Annotated in this window: 19 protein-coding genes; 15 read left to right on the top strand and 4 right to left on the bottom strand. The window is 68.0% G+C overall.

The window, feature by feature from the left end:
* Positions 1–17 precede the first annotated feature (17 nt).
* From nagA to zwf, 3 genes are all read left to right on the top strand, one after another.
* On the top strand, positions 18–1,121 hold the full coding sequence (nagA, locus tag E5S69_RS07255) for an N-acetylglucosamine-6-phosphate deacetylase (protein ID WP_171514325.1): 1,104 nt from the start codon (positions 18–20) through the stop codon (positions 1,119–1,121).
* Positions 1,114–2,145, top strand: coding sequence for an SIS domain-containing protein (locus E5S69_RS07250; protein WP_171514324.1), 1,032 nt, complete (start codon positions 1,114–1,116; stop codon positions 2,143–2,145). Before nagA ends, E5S69_RS07250 begins: the two co-directional genes overlap by 8 nt.
* An 88-nt stretch (positions 2,146–2,233) precedes the next feature.
* On the top strand, positions 2,234–3,721 hold the full coding sequence (gene zwf / locus E5S69_RS07245; RefSeq protein WP_171514323.1) for a glucose-6-phosphate dehydrogenase: 1,488 nt from the start codon (positions 2,234–2,236) through the stop codon (positions 3,719–3,721).
* 54 nt (positions 3,722–3,775) lie between these two features.
* On the opposite strand, the gene E5S69_RS07240 is transcribed toward zwf, so the two are convergent.
* Positions 3,776–5,320: a YifB family Mg chelatase-like AAA ATPase gene (locus tag E5S69_RS07240; protein WP_171514322.1), complete on the bottom strand. Its 1,545-nt coding sequence runs from the start codon at positions 5,318–5,320 to the stop codon at positions 3,776–3,778.
* 90 nt (positions 5,321–5,410) lie between these two features.
* Positions 5,411–5,689, bottom strand: a complete 279-nt coding sequence (locus tag E5S69_RS07235; protein WP_012351595.1) for an accessory factor UbiK family protein — start codon at positions 5,687–5,689, stop codon at positions 5,411–5,413.
* Positions 5,690–6,092: 403 nt separating this feature from the next.
* Between E5S69_RS07235 and E5S69_RS07230 the strand changes: the two genes are divergently transcribed.
* From E5S69_RS07230 to mnmH, 12 genes are all read left to right on the top strand, one after another.
* Positions 6,093–6,875, top strand: coding sequence for a TorF family putative porin (locus E5S69_RS07230; protein WP_171514321.1), 783 nt, complete (start codon positions 6,093–6,095; stop codon positions 6,873–6,875).
* Positions 6,876–6,928: 53 nt separating this feature from the next.
* Positions 6,929–7,267 carry a P-II family nitrogen regulator gene (locus E5S69_RS07225; RefSeq protein WP_010814843.1) on the top strand — a complete coding sequence of 113 codons (339 nt, stop codon included), beginning with the start codon at positions 6,929–6,931 and terminating at the stop codon, positions 7,265–7,267.
* Positions 7,268–7,299: 32 nt separating this feature from the next.
* Positions 7,300–8,850 carry an ammonium transporter gene (locus E5S69_RS07220; RefSeq protein WP_171514320.1) on the top strand — a complete coding sequence of 517 codons (1,551 nt, stop codon included), beginning with the start codon at positions 7,300–7,302 and terminating at the stop codon, positions 8,848–8,850.
* A 556-nt stretch (positions 8,851–9,406) separates the two neighbouring features.
* Positions 9,407–10,702 carry a glutamate--cysteine ligase gene (gshA, locus tag E5S69_RS07215; RefSeq protein ID WP_171514319.1) on the top strand — a complete coding sequence of 432 codons (1,296 nt, stop codon included), beginning with the start codon at positions 9,407–9,409 and terminating at the stop codon, positions 10,700–10,702.
* Between the two features lie 8 nt (positions 10,703–10,710).
* Positions 10,711–11,676: a glutathione synthase gene (gene gshB / locus E5S69_RS07210; RefSeq protein ID WP_171514318.1), complete on the top strand. Its 966-nt coding sequence runs from the start codon at positions 10,711–10,713 to the stop codon at positions 11,674–11,676.
* Between the two features lie 76 nt (positions 11,677–11,752).
* Positions 11,753–12,208, top strand: coding sequence for a PTS sugar transporter subunit IIA (locus tag E5S69_RS07205; RefSeq protein ID WP_171514317.1), 456 nt, complete (start codon positions 11,753–11,755; stop codon positions 12,206–12,208).
* On the top strand, positions 12,177–12,446 hold the full coding sequence (locus E5S69_RS07200) for an HPr family phosphocarrier protein (RefSeq protein ID WP_078195140.1): 270 nt from the start codon (positions 12,177–12,179) through the stop codon (positions 12,444–12,446). Before E5S69_RS07205 ends, E5S69_RS07200 begins: the two co-directional genes overlap by 32 nt.
* A 49-nt stretch (positions 12,447–12,495) precedes the next feature.
* Positions 12,496–14,268 carry a phosphoenolpyruvate--protein phosphotransferase gene (gene ptsP, locus E5S69_RS07195; RefSeq protein WP_171514316.1) on the top strand — a complete coding sequence of 591 codons (1,773 nt, stop codon included), beginning with the start codon at positions 12,496–12,498 and terminating at the stop codon, positions 14,266–14,268.
* A 214-nt stretch (positions 14,269–14,482) separates the two neighbouring features.
* Positions 14,483–14,788: a (2Fe-2S)-binding protein gene (locus tag E5S69_RS07190; RefSeq protein WP_026164535.1), complete on the top strand. Its 306-nt coding sequence runs from the start codon at positions 14,483–14,485 to the stop codon at positions 14,786–14,788.
* Between the two features lie 125 nt (positions 14,789–14,913).
* Positions 14,914–15,393, top strand: coding sequence for a bacterioferritin (gene bfr, locus E5S69_RS07185; protein WP_078195143.1), 480 nt, complete (start codon positions 14,914–14,916; stop codon positions 15,391–15,393).
* Between the two features lie 184 nt (positions 15,394–15,577).
* Complete coding sequence (gene selD / locus E5S69_RS07180) at positions 15,578–16,621, top strand: selenide, water dikinase SelD (protein ID WP_171514315.1); 1,044 nt, start codon at positions 15,578–15,580, stop codon at positions 16,619–16,621.
* Complete coding sequence (mnmH, locus tag E5S69_RS07175) at positions 16,621–17,724, top strand: tRNA 2-selenouridine(34) synthase MnmH (RefSeq protein ID WP_171514314.1); 1,104 nt, start codon at positions 16,621–16,623, stop codon at positions 17,722–17,724. Before selD ends, mnmH begins: the two co-directional genes overlap by 1 nt.
* A gap of 9 nt (positions 17,725–17,733) precedes the next feature.
* Here the strand turns inward: mnmH and E5S69_RS07170 are convergent, their stop codons facing one another.
* Both E5S69_RS07170 and E5S69_RS07165 read right to left on the bottom strand, forming a co-directional pair.
* Positions 17,734–18,498, bottom strand: a complete 765-nt coding sequence (locus E5S69_RS07170; protein ID WP_171514313.1) for a HesA/MoeB/ThiF family protein — start codon at positions 18,496–18,498, stop codon at positions 17,734–17,736.
* A 287-nt stretch (positions 18,499–18,785) separates the two neighbouring features.
* Positions 18,786–20,393 carry a S41 family peptidase gene (locus E5S69_RS07165; RefSeq protein ID WP_171514312.1) on the bottom strand — a complete coding sequence of 536 codons (1,608 nt, stop codon included), beginning with the start codon at positions 20,391–20,393 and terminating at the stop codon, positions 18,786–18,788.
* Between the last annotated feature and the right edge of the window lie 45 nt (positions 20,394–20,438).

The following is a 20,438-nucleotide window of genomic DNA, read 5'->3' as shown; positions in this document are numbered from 1 at the left end:
ATTTGGAGAGCATTGCCATGAAGGGAAACATCCTGACCCCGGCTGGCTGGGTCTTCGGCGAGATCCATGCCGGCCCGGACGGACGCATCGCGTGCATCGACGGGGTGCCGGTCACGCCCGCGCTCAACGATGCCCCGTACGTGCTGCCGGGGTTTGTCGACTTGCTCAATCATGGCGGCGGCGGCAAGGACTTCATGGATGGCGAGGCCGCGGTGCCGGTGATCCTGCGCGCGCATGTGCGCTTCGGCACCACCAGCCTGCTGGCCACCACCATGACCGCGCCGCACGCTGTGCTGCTGCCCGCGGTGCAGGCGCTGGGCGGCGCCTGTGCCGGTCGCCCGGCCGGCGCGGCGCGGCTGCTCGGCGTGCATCTGGAAGGGCCGTACATCAACCCGGGCAAGCTGGGCGCGCAGCCGGACACCTCCGTCATCGCCACGCCCGAAGATCTGGCGCAGTATCTCGACGCCGCGCCGCTGAAGGTGGTGACGCTGGCGCCGGAGCTGCCGGGGCACCTGGACATCATCCGCCGGCTCGCCGCGCGCGGCGTGCGCGTGCAGCTGGGCCACACCCTCGGCACCTATGAAGACGCGGCGGCCGCGCTGGATGCCGGCGCCAGCGGCTTCACCCACCTGTTCAATGCGATGACGCCGCTGCGGCACCGCGCGCCCGGCGTGGTGGGGGCCGCGCTGGCGCATGCCGAATTCGCCGAGCTGATCCCGGACTTGCTGCACGTGCATCCGGGCGCCATCCGCGCCGCGCTGCGCGCGATCCCGCGGCTATATGCGGTCACCGACGCCACCGCCGCCGCGGGCATGCCTGACGGCGCGTACCACCTCGGCAGCCAGACCGTCTACAAGGCCAACGGCAGCGTACGCCTGGCCGACGGCACCCTGGCCGGCAGCGTGCTGACCATGGACCAGGCGCTGCGCAACTTCGTCTCGATCGGGCTCGACCTGGCCGACGCATCGCGGCGCGTGTCGCTGTATCCGGCGCAGTACCTGGGCATTGCCGAGCGCGGCATGCTGGCCGAAGGCTGCTGGGCCGACGTGGTGGTGCTGGACCGCGCGCTGTCGGTGCGCAGCGTGTATGTCGAAGGAGAGTGCTGTGTCGCGAATGCTTGAAGAAGCCTTGAGCGCGCCCGCCGTGGTCGCCGCGCAGCTGGCCGACGCGCCGCGCGTGGCGGCGCTGGCCGCGCAACTGGCCGCGCACGACTGGCCTGCGGTGCTGACCGTGGCGCGCGGCAGCTCGGACCACGCCGCCAGCTATTTCGCGGCGCTGGTGACGCGCCGGCTGGGCGTTCCGGTGGCCTCGCTGCCCATGTCGACGGTGACGCTGCACGACAGCGCATTGCGCGTGGCCGGGCAGCTGGCGGTGGCATTCTCGCAGTCGGGCCGCAGCCCCGACCTGGTCGAGACCATGCAGGCCCTGCGCGCCGGCGGCGCCGCCACGGTGGCGCTGGTCAACGCGCCCGCTTCACCGCTGGCGCAGGCGTGCGCGCATGCGTTGCCGCTGCGCGCCGGCACCGAGCAAAGCGTGGCCGCAACCAAGAGCTATATCGCCATGCTGTCGATGTCGGCGCTGCTGGTCGGGCATCTCGAAGCCGCGCGCGGCGGTGGCAGCGCCTTGCTCGATGCGTGCAGCGGCCTGCCCGCCGCGCTGGCGGCGGCGTCGGCGCAGGACTGGTCCGCGCTGGTGCCGGCCCTGCGCGGCGCGCAGCGCATGATGGTGCTGGGGCGCGGCGCAGGGCTGGCGATCGCGCAGGAGGCGGCGCTCAAGCTCAAGGAAACTGCCGGCATCCAGGCCGAGGCCTTTTCCGGCGCCGAGGTACGGCACGGCCCGATGGAGATCATCGGCACCGGCTACCCGCTGCTGGTGTTCGCGCCGCGCGGACCGGAGCAGCCCGGGCTGCTGGTGCTGGCCGCGGAGATGCGCGCACGCGGCGCGCGCGTGCTGCTGGCAGCCCCGGCTGGCACGAATGATGCGGATGGTCCAGCGGCGTTGCCGCTGGTGCCTGCCGACGAAGCGCTGCTGGATCCGATTTGTGCGATCCAGAGTTTTTATGTCGCCGCGCACGCGCTGGCCGTGGCGCGCGGGCGCAATCCCGACCAGCCGCAATACCTGCGCAAGGTGACCGAGACCCGCTGATCCGGCAGACTGCCCCACGGCAAGGGCTGCCGGCTCGCACCGCACCCGCCCCACACCCCACGCCCCCGCGGCACCCAAGGAGCCCGTCATGCCAACCACCCGCACCGTCTCTGCCTTCGGCACTGCCGACGACCGGCCGCTTGACCTTGTCATCTTCGGCGGCGCCGGCGACCTGTCGGCGCGCAAGCTGCTGCCCTCGCTCTATATGTGCCACCGCGACGGCAACCTGCCGGACGGTACCCGCATCATCGGCGTCGGACGGCACCGGTGGGACCGCGAGGCCTTTGTCAATTTTGCCGACGAAAGCGCACAACCGTTTGTCGATGCGCGCTATATCGAGGCGGGCAAATGGCAGGCCTTCCTGCAGCGGCTGGACTTCGTGCATCTCGACGCCGCGCAGGCCGCCGACTATCCCGCGCTGGCCGCGCAGTTGCGCAACGACGCGTTGCGCATCTACTACATGGCGATGCCGCCGGGGCTGTTCGCTGCCACCTGCGACAACCTCGCCAGCCATGGGCTGATTGCCGGCGATACCCGGCTGGTGCTGGAAAAACCCTTGGGCGTGGACCTGGCCTCGGCGATCGATATCGGCGAGGTGGTGAGCCGCTATTTCAGCGAGGAGCGCACCTACCGGATCGACCATTACCTGGGCAAGGAGACGGTGCAGAACCTGATGGCGCTGCGCTTCGGCAATTCGATCTTCGAGCCGCTGTGGCGCACACCGTTCGTGCGCAGCGTGCAGATCACCGTGGCCGAGACCGTCGGCGTGGGCACGCGCGGCGGCTTCTACGACGAGGCCGGCGCCATGCGCGACATGGTGCAGAACCACCTGCTGCAGCTGGTCAGCATCCTGGCGATGGAACCGCCGGCATCGCTCAACTCCGACGCGGTGCGCGATGAAAAGCTCAAGGTGCTGCGCTCGCTGCGGCCGATGTCGCCCGAGGACGTGCGTCGCAACACCGTGCGCGGCCAGTACACCGCCGGCGCCATCGGCGGCGAGCTGGTGCGGGGCTACCTGCAGGAAGACGGGATTCCGCCCGACAGCCGCACCGAGACCTTTGTCGCGATGCGGGCCGAGCTGGGCACCTGGCGCTGGAACCAGGTGCCGTTCTACCTGCGCACCGGCAAGCGCATGCAGGAGCGCGTGACCGAGGTGGTGATCCACTTTGCCGAGGTGCCCCATTCGATCTTCGATCCGGGCAGCACGCTGCAGCCCAACCGCATGGTGATCCGGCTGCAGCCGGAAGAGGCGGTGCGGCTGACGCTGATGGTGAAGCAGCCGGGCGAGGGCATGAAGCTCAAGCCGCTGAGCCTGGCGCTGAACCTGGACTCGGCCTTCACCACGCGCCGTGCCGAAGCCTACGAGCGCCTGCTGCTCGACGTGATCCGCGGGCGGCTGGCGCTGTTCGTGCGGCGCGACGAGCTGCAGGCCGCCTGGACCTGGGTCGACCCGATCCTTGAGGCGTGGCGCGCGCAGGACGAAGGCCCGCGGCCCTATACCGCCGGCACGTGGGGGCCGGCGGCGTCGTCGGCGTTCATGGCGCGCGAAGGCGTGCAATGGTCGGAGGAAGCCTGAGCGGCTGGCCGGACCCGTTGCGCCTGCGGGCCCCGCCGCACTGAGCAAAGGCCGTCAGCCGCCGGCCATCCGCAGCGCGCGCCGGTACTGGATCGCCTCGCCCACGTGGGCGGCGTTCAGCACCTCGGCGCCGGCCAGGTCGGCAATGGTGCGCGCGACCTTCAGCACGCGGAAGTACGAGCGTGCCGACCATGCCAGCCGTGTCATCGCGCCGCGCAGCAAGGCCTGCGCCTGCGGGTCCATGGCGCAGTGCTGCTCGATCTCGCGCCCGGCCAGTTCGCTGTTGGGCTTGCCCTGCCGGGTTAGCTGGCGTTCGCGCGCGGCCAGCACGCGCGCGCGCACCGCGGCGCTGGCTTCGCCGGGCGGGCCGTCGAGCATTTCGCCTTGATCCTGCGCGGGCACTTCGACCTGCAGGTCGATGCGGTCGAGCATGGGGCCGGAGATCCGCGACTGGTAGCGCCGCACCTGGTCGGGGGTGCAGCGGCAGGGCCGGTCGGGGTGGCCAAGGTAGCCGCACGGGCACGGGTTCATCGCCGCCACGAACTGGAAGCAGGCGGGGAAGTCGGCGTGGCCATTGGCGCGGGCGATGGTGATGCGGCCCGATTCCAGCGGCTCGCGCAGGACTTCCAGCACGCGGCGGTCGAATTCAGGCAATTCGTCGAGGAACAGCACGCCGTGGTGCGCCAGCGAGATCTCGCCCGGGCGCGGATTGCCGCCGCCGCCGACCATGGCCGGGCCCGAAGCGGTGTGGTGTGGCGCCCGGCACGGGCGCAGGCCCCAGGCATCGGCGCGGAAGCCGCCCGGGGTCAGGCTCATCACGGCGGCGGCTTCCAGCGCCTGCTGCAGCGACATCGGCGGCAGCAGGCCGGGCAGGCGCTGCGCCAGCATCGACTTGCCGGTGCCCGGCGGTCCCACCAGCAACACCGAGTGCTGCCCCGCGGCAGCCACCTCCATGGCGCGGCGCGCTTGCGCCTGCCCGCGCACTTCGCACATGTCGGGGCTGCGCCCGGTAGCGGCGGGCAGCAGGGGCGGCATGGCGCGGGGCAGCCGCGCCTCGGCCACCGGGCCGAGGTGGTCACAGGCCTGGCGCAGCGTGGCGGCGGCGTGCACGGGCAGGTCTTCGATCAGCGCGGCTTCGGCACCGTTGCCCGCGGCGACAAGGAAAGCGCGCGGCGCCTCGCCGGCGGCTGCGCGCGCGGCGTTGTCGCGCGCCAACCCCATCGCCATGGCCAGCGCGCCGCGCACTGGACGCAGTTCGCCGGACAGCGACAGCTCTGCGGCAAATTCGTGCGCGTCCAGCGCGTCCGACGGAATCTGGCCGCTGGCCGCCAGGATGCCGAGCGCGATGGCCAGGTCGAAACGGCCGGACTCCTTGGGCAGGTCGGCCGGGGCCAGGTTGACGGTAATGCGGCGGTTGGGAAACTCGTAGCCGCTGTTGAGGATGGCGGCGCGCACGCGCTCGCGGCTTTCGCGCACGCCGGTGTCGGCCAGGCCGACGATGGTGAACGCTGGCAGGCCGTTGGCCAGGTGGGTCTCGACCCGCACCGGCGGCGCGGCGATGCCGGTCAGGGCCCGGCTGCGTAGGACGGCAAGGCTCATGACATCGAACCGCACGAAACTGTTAACGAAAAAGGCCGCCAGGACTGGCGGCCTTCAGACAGGCTGGAGCAGGGCGGGGGACCGGCGTGCTCACGCGCCCCCGGTCGAGTCCACCGAGCCGGCGCCGGGTGGGATGCCGGCGCGGCGCTCGAGCTCCGCCACGCGGCTTTCCAATTCCTCCAGGCGGGCGCGGGTGCGCGCCAGCACCTGCGACTGGACGTCGAATTCCTCGCGCGTGACCAAGTCCAGCCGGGCAAAGCCCTGGGTCATCATGCTGCGCACGTTTTTCTCGATGTCCCTTGCCGGCGAATTGCGCAGCGCCTCGCTGACCTTGTTTTGCAGGTCGTTGAAGAGATCGGTCGGTTTCATGGTTTCTCCTTTGCGCACCTGAGTGGTGCGAATCCGGGTGGACATCTAGCGTATGGCGCGCTTTCGCACAGGATTTGGGCGCCCTGAATGCGGGCGGTTCGTGTGCGCGCGGGCCGTATGCGGCCACCGTCAGGTCTCGATTATCGCCCCAGCGGCACGCGCGCGAAAGGACCGGCGCCGCGCCGTTCACACCTTTTAACCCGATCTGGCGTCGCTGCGGGCCAGATTCAGGCCCGCGCCGGCGCCTGGCCCGAGTGCGCAGGTGCGCAGGGACCGCCCGCAGACGGCGGGATGCCGCAGGTTGGCACGGCAGTTGCAGTAGTGGTGCCCGAGCTGCCTCGAAGCTTCACCGGAATTCCAACTAAACGAAATCCGAGCCATCAGCAAAAAGGAGAAAAACCCCATGAAGAAGTTGGCCCTTGCAGTCAGCGCGTTGGTCCTGGCCAGTGCCGCGGGCGGCGCCCTGGCACAGAGCACCGACGCCGCGGCCCCGGCTGCCGAGCCGGCCTCGCCGCATACGTTCACGGCCAACGTGTCGCTGGTCTCGGACTACCGCTATCGCGGCATCAGCCAGACCAACCTGCGCCCGGCCATCCAGGGCGGTTTCGACTACGCCCACGAAAGCGGCTTCTACGTGGGCAACTGGAACTCCAGCATCAGTTGGCTGGAGGATGCCAACCCGGCAGTGTCGGCGCCGGTCGAAATGGATTTCTACGGCGGCTTCAAGAACACCTTCAAGGTGGCTGGCACCGAGTTCGCCTATGACCTGGGCGTGCTCGAGTACTACTACCCGGGCGGCTACAACAATCCGCGGCCGTACACCACCGAACTGTATGCCGGGGTCGGCTGGGGCCCGGTGTTCCTGAAGTACTCGCACTCGGTCACCAACCTGTTTGGCTGGGCCGACAGCAAGAACAGCTACTACGTCGACCTCAGCGCGAACGTGCCGCTCAATTTCTGGGACCTGACGCTGAACGCGCACGTCGGCTACCAGGGCGTCAAGCACAACAGCGATGCCTCGTACACCGACTGGAAGATCGGCCTGACCAAGGACCTGGGCAAGGGCTTTGCGCTGGCGGTCGCCTATGTCGACACCAACGCCAAGCAAGTGGCCTACACCAGCGCCAACCGTGGGCGCTACCTGGGCAAGGCCGCGGCCTGGGCCTCGATCACCAAGACTTTCTAACTCTGACGCAGCCCCGGGCGGGCTGATGCCGGTCCGCTCCCAGGAGAATCCTGATGAAACTCATCATCGCAGTCATCAAGCCGTTCAAGCTCGACGAGGTGCGCGAAGCGCTGTCGGACGTGGGCGTGTCCGGCATCACCGTGACCGAAGTGAAAGGCTTCGGCCGCCAGAAGGGCCATACCGAGCTGTATCGCGGCGCCGAATACATCGTCGACTTCCTGCCCAAGGTGAAGATCGAGGTGGCCGTGCCCGACGACGTGGTCGAGCGCGCCATCGAGGCGGTCGAGAAATCGGCTCGCACCGGCAAGATCGGCGACGGCAAGATCTTCGTGGCCCCGATCGAGCAGGTCATCCGCATCCGCACCGGCGAGACCGGTGGCGATGCCCTGTGACCCAAGACAGCATAGAGACAAAGGTGAATTCCATGAAAACCTGGATCAAGCGATTCCTGACGGCGGGTGCGATGGCGCTGGCCCTCGGCACGGCTGGCGTGGGCATGTCGACGCCGGCCGCCGCGCAGGACAAGCCGGCGGCTGAGGCTTCGGCCGCTGCCACTTCCGCGGCCGCCGCCGCACCCGCTGCAACTGCCCCGGCAGCAACGCCGGCGCCCGCCGCGGCACCCGTGGCCGCACCGGCGGAAGCCGCCGCGGCGCCTGCCGCACCCGTGCCCAACAAGGGCGACACCGCCTGGCTGCTGGTCTCGACCGCGTTCGTGATCCTGATGACGCTGCCAGGCCTGGCGCTGTTTTATGGCGGCCTGGTGCGCTCCAAGAACATGCTGTCGGTGCTGATGCAGTGCCTGGTGATCTTCTCGCTGGTAGCGCTGCTGTGGGCAATCTACGGCTACAGCTTTGCCTTTACCGAGGGTAACGCCTTCTTCGGCGGCACTGACCGGCTCTTCATGAAGGGGCTGACGGTCGAGGCCGTGGCCGCCACCTTCAGCAAGGGCGTGGTGGTGCCGGAACTGGGCTACTTCGCCTTCCAGTGCGCCTTCGCCTGCATTACCTGCGGCCTGATCATCGGCGCCTTCGCCGAACGCGCCAAGTTCTCGGCCGTGCTGGTGTTCGTGGTGCTGTGGTTCACCTTCTCCTACATCCCGATGGCCCACATGGTCTGGTTCTGGCCGGGTCCGGACGCCTACACCGACGCCGCCGCGGGCACTGCCGCAACGGCCAAGGCTGGCTGGCTGTTCCAGAAGGGCGCGCTCGACTTCGCCGGCGGCACCGTGGTGCACATCAACGCCGCCGTGGCGGGCCTGGTAGGTGCCTTCATGTTCGGCAAGCGCATCGGCTTCGGCCGCGAGGCGATCCGTCCGCACAGCCTGACCTTCACCATGGTGGGGGCCTCGCTGCTGTGGTTCGGCTGGTTCGGCTTTAACGCCGGTTCGGCGCTGGAAGCCAACGGCTCGGCCGCGCTGGCCTTCGTCAACACGCTGCTGGCCACCTGTGCCGCGGTGCTGGCGTGGACCTTCGGCGAGTGGCTCGGCAAGGGCAAGCCGTCGATGCTGGGCGGCGCCTCGGGCGCGGTGGCCGGTCTGGTGGCGATCACCCCGGCGGCCGGCTTTGTCGGCCCGATGGGCTCGATCGCGATGGGCCTGGTGGCCGGCCTGCTGTGCCTGTGGGGCGTGACCGGCCTGAAGCGGATGCTGGGCATGGACGACTCGCTGGACGTGTTCGGCGTGCACGGCGTTGGCGGCATCGTCGGGGCGCTGCTGACCGGCGTGTTCGCCGCGCCCAGCCTGGGCGGCACCGGCATCTACGACTACGTGGCCAACAAGGTGGCGGACGACTACTCGATCGCCGGCCAGCTGTGGATCCAGTTCGAAGGCGTGCTGACCACCGTGGTGTGGTCGGGCGTGGTCGCCTTTGTCGCCTACAAGCTGGTCGACATGCTGATCGGCCTGCGCGTGCCGGAAGACGAAGAGCGCGAAGGCCTGGATATCACCTCGCACGGCGAGACCGCGTACGAAGGCTGAGCGAAACCGTGTTGTGCTGGAGGGCTGATTGGGAATCTGCTCTCAGGAGTTTTGCCCGGCTGCGTGCCGGGCTTTTTTCTTGTCGGCGTTGACTGAGGTTGCAGACATTGGCATGCGGCTGAGGGCGCCCGCGCGCTCGAAGCCGGCCGCCGGGACGTTATTCACGACGCTCGCCGAAACCGGCAAACGCAGTACTGGGGCGGGCAAACCGGCAATCCCGCGCGCCGGGCGCGGGCTTTTCGCAAAGTGCTTAAATCCGATCTTAAAAAGCTTCAGTTGTATTTAATGTGCTGCAGACATACATTGCCCTTGAGGCAGTTTCCTCCACCTGCAGAACGCTCCCCGTATCTGTCAGGCCATTTAAAAGCGCGGCATCGCCGCGCTTTTTTTTGCCCGGCCGCCGGCGCCGGCGCGGCCTCTTTATTTCCCGCGGCCCATCCCCATATCGTTATCCCTTATGCCAGGCGCTGCATATCCTTATAAAGGGTGTGCCAGCGCTTGGTTGGCCGTTCCTCTACAATCGGGGCGAACGATTTAGACGATCTATAGGATGGATATGGTCCCGCATCTCATCACCGCGCTGAACGGTCCGCTGCTCGAACTGGAAAAGAAAATCCTGGACGCCACGCCGTCCATCGAGCGCTGGTTCAGGCTGGAATGGCAGGAGCATACGCCTCCGTTCTATTGCTCGGTGGACCTGCGCAACGCCGGCTTCAAGCTCGCGCCGGTCGATACCAACCTGTTCCCGGGCGGTTTCAACAACCTGGCCACGGAAATGCTGCCGCTGGCGGTGCAGGCGGCGATGGCGGCGATCGAGAAGATCTGCCCGGACGCCAAGAACCTGCTGCTGATCCCGGAGCGCCACACCCGCAACATGTTCTACCTGCAGAACGTGGCGCGGCTGTCGCTGATCATGCGCCAGGCCGGGCTGAACGTGCGCCTGGGCTCGCTTTCCGAGGAAATCACCGAGCCGACCCCGATCGAGCTGCCCGACGGCCAGACCCTGGTGGTGGAGCCGCTGGCGCGCCTGGGCACCAAGGGCCGCCGGCTGGGCCTGAAGGATTTCGATCCCTGTTCGATCCTGCTCAACAACGACCTGTCGGCCGGCATTCCGCCGATCCTGGAAAACATCAATGAGCAGTACCTGCTGCCGCCGCTGCACGCCGGCTGGTCCACGCGCCGCAAGAGCAGCCACTTTTCCGCCTATGACGAGGTGGCCAAGAAGTTCGCCAAGCTGATCGATATCGATCCGTGGATGGTCAACCCGTACTTTGCGCGCACCACCGGCGTGAATTTCCACGAGCGCGTGGGCGAGGAAGAACTGGCCGACGCGGTCGAAGGCGTGCTGAAGAAGATCGCCAAGAAATACCGCGAGTACGGCATCAAGGAAACGCCGTACGTGGTGGTCAAGGCCGATGCGGGCACCTATGGCATGGGCATCATGACCGTGCGCGACCCGTCCGAGATCAAGGGCCTGAACCGCAAAGAGCGCAACAAGATGAGCGTCGTCAAGGAGGGCCTGGAGGTCAGCGACGTCATCATCCAGGAGGGTGTGCACACCTTCGAGAAGGTCAACGAGGCCGTGGCCGAACCGGTGGTGTACATGATCGACCGCTACGTGGTGGGCGGCTTCTACCGCGTGCACACCGGCCGCGGCAACGACGAGAACCTGAACGCCCCGGGCATGCACTTCGTGCCGCTGGCGTTTGCGCCCAATGGCATCCCCGACAGCCATGCCAAGCCCGGCGCGGCGGTGCCGAACCGCTTCTACATGTATGGCGTGGTGGCCCGGCTGGCCTTGCTGGCGGCGTCGCTGGAACTCGAGAAGACCGACCCGAACCCGATCATCTGAACGCCACCATGCGCATCCTCTTCATCACCGATCCGCTGGAGACCTTCAAGACCTACAAGGACTCCACCTACGCCATGATGGCCGAGGCCGCTGCGCGCGGCCATGAGCTGTACTGGTGCCTGCAGCCGCAACTGGCGCTGTCGGGCCGCACCGTCGAGACCGTGGCCACGCGCCTGCACCTGACCGGCGAGGGCGGCGACGGACATGGCGCCTGGTACCGCGAAGGCAACAGCGCGCTCGAGCCGCTGTCGGCCTTCGACGCGGTGCTGATGCGCAAGGATCCGCCCTTCGACATGGAGTACGTGACCAGCACCTGGCTGCTGGAGCTGGCCGAGGCGCAGGGCGCGCGGGTCTTCAACAAGCCGCGGGCGATCCGCGACCATTCCGAAAAGCTGGCGATCGCCCAGTATCCGGAGTTCATCACGCCGACGCTGGTCACGCGCGACCTGGCACGGATCCGCGATTTCCACGCCGAGCATCGCGACATCATCGTCAAGCCGCTGGACGGCATGGGCGGCATGGGTGTGTTCCGGGTCGGCGCGGACGGCATGAACCTGGCGGCGATCGTCGAGACGCTGGGCCAGGACGGCGCCCGCTCGCTGATGGTGCAGCGCTATATCCCGGCGATCAAGGACGGCGACAAGCGCGTGCTGCTGATCGGCGGCGTGCCCGTGCCGTATTCGCTGGCGCGCGTGCCGATGGCGGGCGAAGTGCGCGGCAACCTTGCCGCGGGCGGTACCGGGCGCGCCCAGGAACTGAGCCGGCGCGACCGCGAGATCGCCGAGGCGCTGGCGCCGGGGCTGTGGGAGCAGGGCCTGCTGCTGGTCGGCCTGGACGTCATCGGCGACTACCTGACTGAGGTTAATGTGACGAGCCCGACCTGTTTCCAGGAGATCACCCAGCAGACCGGCTTCCATGTCGCGGCGATGTTTATCGACGCGCTGGAGCACGCCGTGAGTGCTGCCGGCACCTAGCCGTCCCTGCCCCGACCGGCAGCGGGAGCGCGGGGGGCGCCTGCTACAATCGGGGCAATCCAACGGATTCACCATCATGGCAGGCATCCTGATCATCGCGCACACCCCGCTGGCTTCAGCTTTGCGCGATTGCGCCGCCCACGTCTACTGTGGCCAGCCGCAGCGGCTGGAAGCCATCGACGTCCTTCCCGACGCGGATCCCGCCCTTGTGCTGGCCGAAGCCAGGCGCCGGCTCGATGCCATCTGCGAAGACAACGGCGCGCTGGTCCTGACCGACATCTTCGGCGCCACCCCCGCCAATATCGCCGCGCGCCTGGCCGAGCCAGGCCGCGTGCGCGTGCTGGCCGGCGTCAACCTTCCCATGCTGGTCCGCGCCATCTGCTACCGAGCCGAAAAGCTGGACCAGCTTGCCACCAAGGCGCTGGCCGGCGGCGCGCAGGGCGTGCTGCAGGTCGGCACCACCACCGTCCAGAACCAAACCGCCAATCATCCCGACAAATATGCTGCAGAGGGACACCACCATCATCAATAAACTCGGACTGCACGCACGCGCGTCCGCCAAGCTGACCCAGCTCGCCGGCAGCTTCGTCAGCCAGGTCAAGATGTCCCGCAACGGACGCCAGGTCGATGCCAAGAGCATCATGGGCGTGATGATGCTGGCCGCCGGCATCGGCTCGACGGTGACGCTCGAGACCGAGGGGCCCGACGAGCAGGAGGCGATGGACGCGCTGCTGGCACTGATTGCCAACCGCTTTGGTGAAGGGGAGTGAGGCCGGCGGCCTTGACCCGAATTGATCAACGTTCCTGACGGAGCGGTACATGCCTTTCGCCCTGCACGGCATCCCGGTCTCGCGCGGCGTCGCCATCGGGCGCGCGCACTTGCTTGCGCCCGCGGCGCTGGACGTGTCGCACTACCTGGTCGATGAAGAGCAGCTCGACGCCGAGGTGGAACGGCTGCGCGCGGCGCGCGCCGCGGTGCGTGCCGAACTGGCCGCGCTCAAGCGCGACCTGCCGCGCGATGCGCCCGAAGAGCTGGGCGCGTTCCTCGACGTGCACGCGATGATCCTCGACGACGAGGCGCTCGCGCGCGAGCCCGAGGCACTGATCCGGGGCCGGCGCTACAACGCCGAGTGGGCACTGACCACGCGCCTCGAAGAGCTGATGCGCCAGTTCGACGAGATCGAGGACGAATACCTGCGCGAGCGCAAGGCCGATATCGAGCAGGTGGTGGAGCGCATCCTCAAGGCGCTGGCCGGCGCGCCGGTGCTGGTGCCCGCGCCAGTGCCCGCGCTGGCCGCCGACGGCGAGCCCGCCCCCGGCGTGATCGTGGTCGCCCACGATATCGCGCCGGCCGACATGCTGCAGTTCCGCCACACCGTGTTCCACGGCTTCGTCACCGACCTGGGCGGGCGCACCTCGCATACCGCCATCGTTGCGCGCAGCCTCGACATTCCGGCCGCGGTCGGCGTGCAGAGCGCGAGCGAGCTGATCCGCCAGGATGACTGGATCATCATCGACGGCGATGCCGGCCTGGTGATCGTCGACCCTACCGCCATCATCCTCGAGGAATACCGCCACCGGCAGAGCGAGCGTGTGCTGGAGAAGAAGCGCCTGCAGCGGCTGCGCCATACGCCGGCGGTGACGCTGGACGGGATCGAGATCGAGCTGCTGGCCAATATCGAGATGGCCCAGGACGCCGGCGCCGCGCTGGCCGCCGGCGCGGTCGGCGTCGGCCTGTTCCGTTCCGAGTTCCTGTTCATGAACCGGCGCGACGAGCTGCCGGGCGAAGACGAGCAGTTCCAGGCCTATCGTGGCGCGGTTGACGCCATGCACGGGCTGCCGGTGACCATCCGCACCATCGATATCGGCGCCGACAAGCCGCTCGACGCGCGCGGCGACGGTCGCGCCGATGACTTCGAGACCGCGCTGAATCCGGCGCTGGGCCTGCGCGCGATCCGCTGGTCGCTGTCGGAGCCCGGTATGTTCCTGACCCAGCTGCGGGCGCTGCTGCGCGCTTCGGCGTTCGGCCCGGTGCGGCTGCTGGTGCCGATGCTGGCGCATGCCAGCGAGATCGACCAGACCCTGGCGCTGATCGCCAAGGCCAAGCGCCAGCTGGACGAGCGCGGCGAGCCCTACGATCCGGGCATGAAGGTCGGGGCCATGATCGAGATCCCGGCGGCGGTGCTGTTGCTGCCGCTGTTCCTGCGCAAGATGGATTTCCTGTCGATCGGCACCAACGACCTGATCCAGTACACGCTAGCCATCGACCGCGCCGACAACGCCGTGGCGCACCTGTTCGACCCGCTGCACCCGGCGGTGCTGCAGCTGGTGGCGCGCACCATCCGCGAGGCCAACCGCGCCGGCGTGCCGGTGGCGGTGTGTGGCGAGATGGCGGGCGACCCGACCATGACGCGCTTGCTGCTGGGCATGGGGCTGCGCGAATTCTCCATGCACCCGGCGCAACTGCTGCGCGTCAAGCAGCAGATCCTGCACGCCCACTGCGAACGCCTCGAGCCGCTGGTTGACCAGCTGCTGCAGGCCTACGATCCGGAGGAGCAGGCGGCGGTCCTGCGGCAGATCTCACGACCCTGAGGACATCAGGGTTTTCTCAATCATCGAGGCGGCTGGTGGTGCACTTCCATGACCTGGAAAGTGCGGCACCAGCCGCCTCTTTTTTACAGTCAGTGACGTGAAATCGACCTGTTGCGAAGTGGCTTAATGGGAATTGTTATCATTATTGATCTCTGATATTCTGACGTTCATTCGCGAGGACATGCCGGTGTCCCGCGCCGCAACGGAGGGGCTTGTGTACGTCTGCATCTGCAACCAGATCACCGATCGTGAGATTCACGGTGCCGCGCACCTGGGCGTCGAGACCCTCGATGAACTGGCTGAAACGCTCGGCGTCGGCACGTGCTGCGGCCGTTGCCGCGAATGCGCGCAGCAGGTGCTGCAGGAAGGCGTGGCCGCGGTACGCAACGTGACCGTCGCGACCCTCGCCAGCATCCAGGTTGTGGAGATTTCTTCCTGTTCCGCATCGGGCCCATGTACCATAATGGACACTCGGGACCCGGCAGTCGCGAACGACCAGCGCAAGGCGCTGGTGGCCTGAACGCGCCCATGAACTGAAGCGTCAGTTCATGGCGCGTTTTTGCGCATTTCTTTTCTCACTGACTGCACGGCGCCATTGGCGCCGTTTCGTATTTTTGCGCGGGCCCGATGCAACAGGAGCCGCCAATGAAAGGTGACAAGAAGGTCATCCAGCATCTGAACGCCCAGCTCAAGAATGAGCTGACCGCGATCAACCAGTATTTCCTGCACGCCCGCATGTATCGCCACTGGGGCCTGAAGAAGCTCGGCGACGTGGAGTACAAGGAATCGATCGGCGAGATGAAGCACGCCGACCGCCTGATCGAGCGCATCCTGATGCTGGACGGCCTGCCCAACCTGCAGGACCTGCACAAGCTGCTGCTCGGCGAAGACACGCCCGAGATGCTCAAGTGCGACCTGAAGCTGGAACAGACCGCGCACACCACCGTCAAGGAAGGCATTGCCTACTGCGAATCGGTCGGCGATTACGTCAGCCGCGAAATTCTGGTCGATATCCTCACCGATACCGAGGAACATATCGAGTACCTGGAAACGCAGCTGGACCTGATCGACAAGGTCGGGCTGCAGAACTACCTGCAGTCGCAGATGGAGCCGGGCGAGCAATAAGCCGCCGTCTCCGGCGCGGCCGTCCCTGCGGGGCGGCCCGCCCCGCGCGCGGCGCTATTCGGCTCCGCCCGGTTGCTCGCCTGCAGGCGGTAACCCTTCTCATTCCAATTCCTCTCTTCATCCAGGCGTCGCCGGCGGGGCCAAGGCTCCTGACCCGCCGGCGCGCCGCGCGGAGCCCACGCTCATGACCCGTCCCATCCGCCTGACCCAGTACAGCCACGGTGCCGGCTGCGGCTGCAAGATTTCCCCCAAGGTGCTCGACGTGATCCTGGCCGGCAGCGGTGCGCAGCACCTGGACCCGCGCCTGTGGGTCGGCAATGCCTCGCGCGACGATGCGGCGGTGTATGCGCTGGATGGCGCCGACGGCCAGCGCGGGGTGGTTTCGACCACGGACTTTTTCATGCCGATCGTCGACGATCCGTTCGACTTTGGGCGCATCGCCGCGACCAATGCGATCAGCGACATCTACGCCATGGGCGGCGACCCGCTGATGGCCATCGCCATCCTGGGCTGGCCGGTGAACGTGCTGCCGCCCGAGGTGGCGCGCGAAGTGGTGGCGGGCGGACGTCGCGCTTGCGATGACGCCGGCATCCCGCTGGCGGGCGGGCATTCGATCGATGCGCCCGAGCCCATCTTCGGCCTGGCGGTGACCGGCCTGGTCGAGCGCGCGCACATGAAGCGCAATGACACCGCCACGCCGGGCTGCCGGCTGTACCTGACCAAGCCGCTCGGCATCGGCGTGCTGACCACGGCCGAAAAGAAAGGACTGCTGCGCGCCGACAACCGCCATCTGGCGCGTGACTGGATGTGCGTGCTGAACCGGCCCGGCAGCGCCTTCGGACGCCTGCCCGGCGTGCGCGCGATGACCGATGTGACCGGCTTCGGGCTGCTTGGCCACCTGGTGGAAATGGCCGACGGCAGCGGCCTGACCGCCCGCATCGAATATGCCGCGGTGCCGGTGCTGGATGACGTCATCGACTACATCGGCCAGGGCTGCGTGCCGGGCGGCACCCAGCGCAACTTCGACAGCTACGGGCATCGCATCGCGCCGCTCACCGAGGCGCAACGTGCGCTGCTGTGCGATCCGCAGACCAGCGGCGGCCTGCTGGTGGCGGTCGAGCCCGCCGGCGAAGCCGCGTTCCTGGCCGAATGCCAGCGCCTGGGGCTGTCCCTGGCCCCGATCGGCGAGATGGTGGCCCGCGCCGCGTTGGCCGTAGAGATCCGCTGATGCGCCCGGATACCGCCGATTTCCGCACGCTGTTTCTCAGTGGCGTGGCCATGCTGGACGTGCGCGCGCCGCTGGAGTTCGCGCGCGGGGCCTTCCCCCGCGCGGTCAACCTGCCGTTGATGGACGATGCCGAGCGCCACGAAGTTGGCCTGTGCTATACGCAGAAGGGCCAGCAGGCGGCGATCGAACTGGGCCACCAGCTGGTGTCGGGGTTGCGCAAGGCGGCGCGCATCGCGGCCTGGGCGGAGTTTGCGCGCGCGCATCCGGACGGCTACCTGTATTGCTTCCGCGGCGGGCTGCGCTCGCAGCTGGTGCAGCAGTGGCTGCACGCGGCCGGCGTCGACTATCCGCGCGTGACCGGCGGCTACAAGGCGATGCGCGGCTTCCTGATCGAGACCATCGATACCGCGGCGGCAGCGCAGCCATGGATCGTGCTGGGCGGCCTGACCGGCTGCGGCAAGACCGACGTGCTGGCCGACGTGCCGGCATCGATCGACCTGGAAGGCCATGCACGCCATCGCGGCTCGGCGTTCGGCCGGCGCGCGCTGGCACAGCCGCCGCAGGTCGATTTCGAGAATGCGCTGGCCATCGACGTGCTGCGGCGTATTGACGCAGGCAACCGCGCGCTGGTGGTGGAGGACGAAGGCCGCTTCATCGGCAGCCGCAATGTGCCCAAAGTGCTCACGCAGCGCATGCAGGCCAGCCCGCTGGTCTGGCTGGAAGCCTCGTTCGACGAACGCGTCGAGCGCGTGCTGCGCGACTATGTGCAAGGCCTGGCAGCGGAATTCATTGCGCAGCAGGGCAGCAGGGAAGGCTTCGAAGCCTATGCCGCGCGCTTGCGCGAGGCCATGGCCGGCATTTCGCCGCGGCTCGGCGGGGAGCGCTACGGCAAGCTGTCAGCGTTGCTGGAACAGGCGCTGGCGCGGCAGTCGGAGTCGGGCGAGGTGGAACTGCACCGGGGCTGGATCGAGGTACTGCTGCGCGAGTACTACGATCCCATGTACGCATTCCAGAGCGAGCAGCGTGAAGCCCGCATCGTGTTCCGCGGCGACCGTGCCGCCGTCACCGACTGGCTGCGGGCGCACACGGCGCGGCACGCCTGAGCATCGCGCTCAATGCCCGGCGCAGACCGGGCAATCCGGCGTGCGCGCCAGCCGCATCGTGGTCCATTCCATCGACAGCGCATTGACCATCAGCAGCCGGCCCGCCAGGCTGTCGCCCACGCCGGCGAGCAGCTTGAGGGCCTCGGCCGCCTGCACCGTGCCGACCATGCCGACCAGCGGCGCGAACACGCCCATGGTGGCGCAGGCGACTTCCGGCGCGGGTTCGGCCGGGGGGAACAGGCAGGCGTAGCAGGGCGCGTCCGGCTGGCGGCGGTCGAACACGCTGATCTGGCCGTCGAAGCGCAGCGCGGCGCCGGATACCAGCGGTACCTTGTGGCGCACGCAGGCGCGGTTGACGGCCTGGCGCGTAGCGAAGTTGTCGCAGCAGTCCAGCACCACGCTGGCCGACGCCACCAGCTGGTCCAGCTCGGCATCGCCCACGCGCGCCGGCACCGTGACGATATCCAGGCCCGGGTTGATGCGCAGCATGCCTTCGCGCGCGGACTCTACCTTGGGCCGGCCCACGTTGGCGGTGGTGTGGATGATCTGGCGTTGCAGGTTGGTCAGGTCGACTTCGTCGTTGTCGACCACGGTGATGCGGCCGACGCCGGCCGAGGCCAGGAAGGGCAGGGCCGCCGCGCCGAGACCGCCCGCGCCGATCACCACGGCATGGCCGGCCAGCAGGCGGCGCTGGCCTTCAATGCCAAGCTCGTCCAGCAGGATATGGCGCGAGTAGCGCAGCAGTTGTTCGTCGTTGAGGCCGTCGTCGCTCATGAGGTAATCCCTCGAGTGCTGCAGGGGGAGGGCGGTTTTGGGTCCTCCAAAGCCGCCCGAGCTAGCCCAAGCAAGGTGTTCTCCCTCTCCCCTCAGGGGGAGAGTGTTGGGGAGAGCGGTGGACTAGCAAGGAACCACTTCAAGCGAAGCCAGGGGTGTTAACTCACCGCCCTCAGCCTTTGACACTCCTGCCCTCACCCCCTGCCCCTCTCCCGCAAGCGGGAGAGGGGAGCAAACCGGCAGCGCGCGGATCTTGCCAGCGCGTGCAGGTCGCGTCTGCTGTGGAATCAGGGCGCCTTGCCGGTCGGCGTGCCCAGCGGCTCGCCGATCGGCGCGCTGGCCGGCGGCTGCTTGCCTGGCGCCGGAGCGGCTGGCTTGGCGGCCGGTGCGCTGGCGCCCTTGGCGCCGCTCTTGCCCGTAGGCTTCGCCGCCTTGCCGTTGTCGGCCGGCGGATTGGTTTCCAGCTTGGACTTGGAGCGCTTGACCGGCTGCCCGTTGAGCTGGGCGATGGCCTGCTGCAGCATGAAGTCGTCGGCCGAGCCGAACTCGACCGGCTTCTTGCGGCGCTCCTTCTCGCGCTCTTCCGGGGTCTTCTTCGCGTTCTCTTCTTCCAGCCGGCGCAGCTCTTCGACACGGCGCTGCTCGCGCTCAGTCATTTCCGGTTCTTCCGATTCCTGCTTGTTGTGCAGGTGGCGCTCGGTGTCGATCTCGCGCGTGATCAGCGCGTCGTCCGGATCGCCGTCGGGGTTCTGGTCGACCGGGATATCCGGGCGGATGCCCTTGGCCTGGATCGACTTGCCGCTCGGCGTGTAGTAGTACGCGATGGTCAGCTTGATGCCGGTGTCGTTGGTGAGCGGGCGCACGGTCTGCACCGAGCCCTTGCCAAAGGTGGTCTTGCCCATGATCTGGGCGCGGTGGTGGTCCTGCAGCGCGCCGGCCACGATCTCGGAAGCCGAGGCCGAGTAGGCGTTGGTCAGCACCACCATCGGGATCTTCTTGTACAGCGCCGGCAGGCCCTTGAGCGGATCCTCTTCCAGCGACGACAGGCGGTAGTTGTTGTACGAAGCCCGGTACACGCGCTTGGCATCGGGCACCTGGCCGTTGGTCGACACCACCGTGGCGTCTTCCGGCAGGAAGGCCGCGGCGACGCCGACCGCGCCCTGCAGCACGCCGCCGCCGTTGTTGCGCAGGTCCAGCACCAGGCCCTTCATGTTGGGGTTCTTCTGCGCCAGTTCGACCAGCTTGCGCGACAGGTCCGAAATGGTGCGTTCCTGGAAGCTGGTCAGGCGGATCCAGCCGATATTGTTGTCCAGCATCTTGGCCTTGACCGACTGCACGCGGATCTCGGCGCGCGTGATCGAGACCGGGAAGGTGCGTTCCTCGCTCTTGCGGTAGATCGTCAGCGTGACCTTGGTGCCGGGCTCGCCGCGCATGCGCTTGACCGCCTGCTCCAGCGGCAGGCCGCGCACGGGCTTGTCGTCGATACGGGTGATCAGGTCGCCGGGCTGGATGCCGGCGCGGAAGGCGGGCGTGTCCTCGATCGGGTTGATCACCTTGACCAGGCCCTCTTCCTGCGAGATCTCGATGCCCAGGCCGGCAAAGCGCCCGCGCGTGCCTTCCTGCAGTTCCTTGAAATCCTTCTCGTCGAGGTAGGACGAATGCGGGTCGAGGCTGGCGACCATGCCCTTGATGGCTTCGGTCAGCAGCTTCTTGTCATCGACCGGCTCCACATACTCGCGCTTGATCTGCCCGAAGATATCGGCCATCAGCCGCAACTGGTCCAGCGGCAGGGGCCCCGATGAATTCTGCGCGGTCGCTGAAATCTGCAGCGTGGCGAGCACGCCGGCGACGAGGCCGACCGAAACTAGGCTGATGTTCTTGAGCGTCTTGCGCATGAGGGCTGCCTGAACTTGTACGCGAAGTACGGGTGTACGGTAGGG

This window comes from Cupriavidus necator (genome assembly GCF_013141915.1).
In the GTDB taxonomy this organism is placed as follows: domain Bacteria; phylum Pseudomonadota; class Gammaproteobacteria; order Burkholderiales; family Burkholderiaceae; genus Cupriavidus; species Cupriavidus necator_B.
Note: the sequence above shows the minus strand (reverse complement) of the source record. Positions and strands in the feature narration are given on the sequence as shown.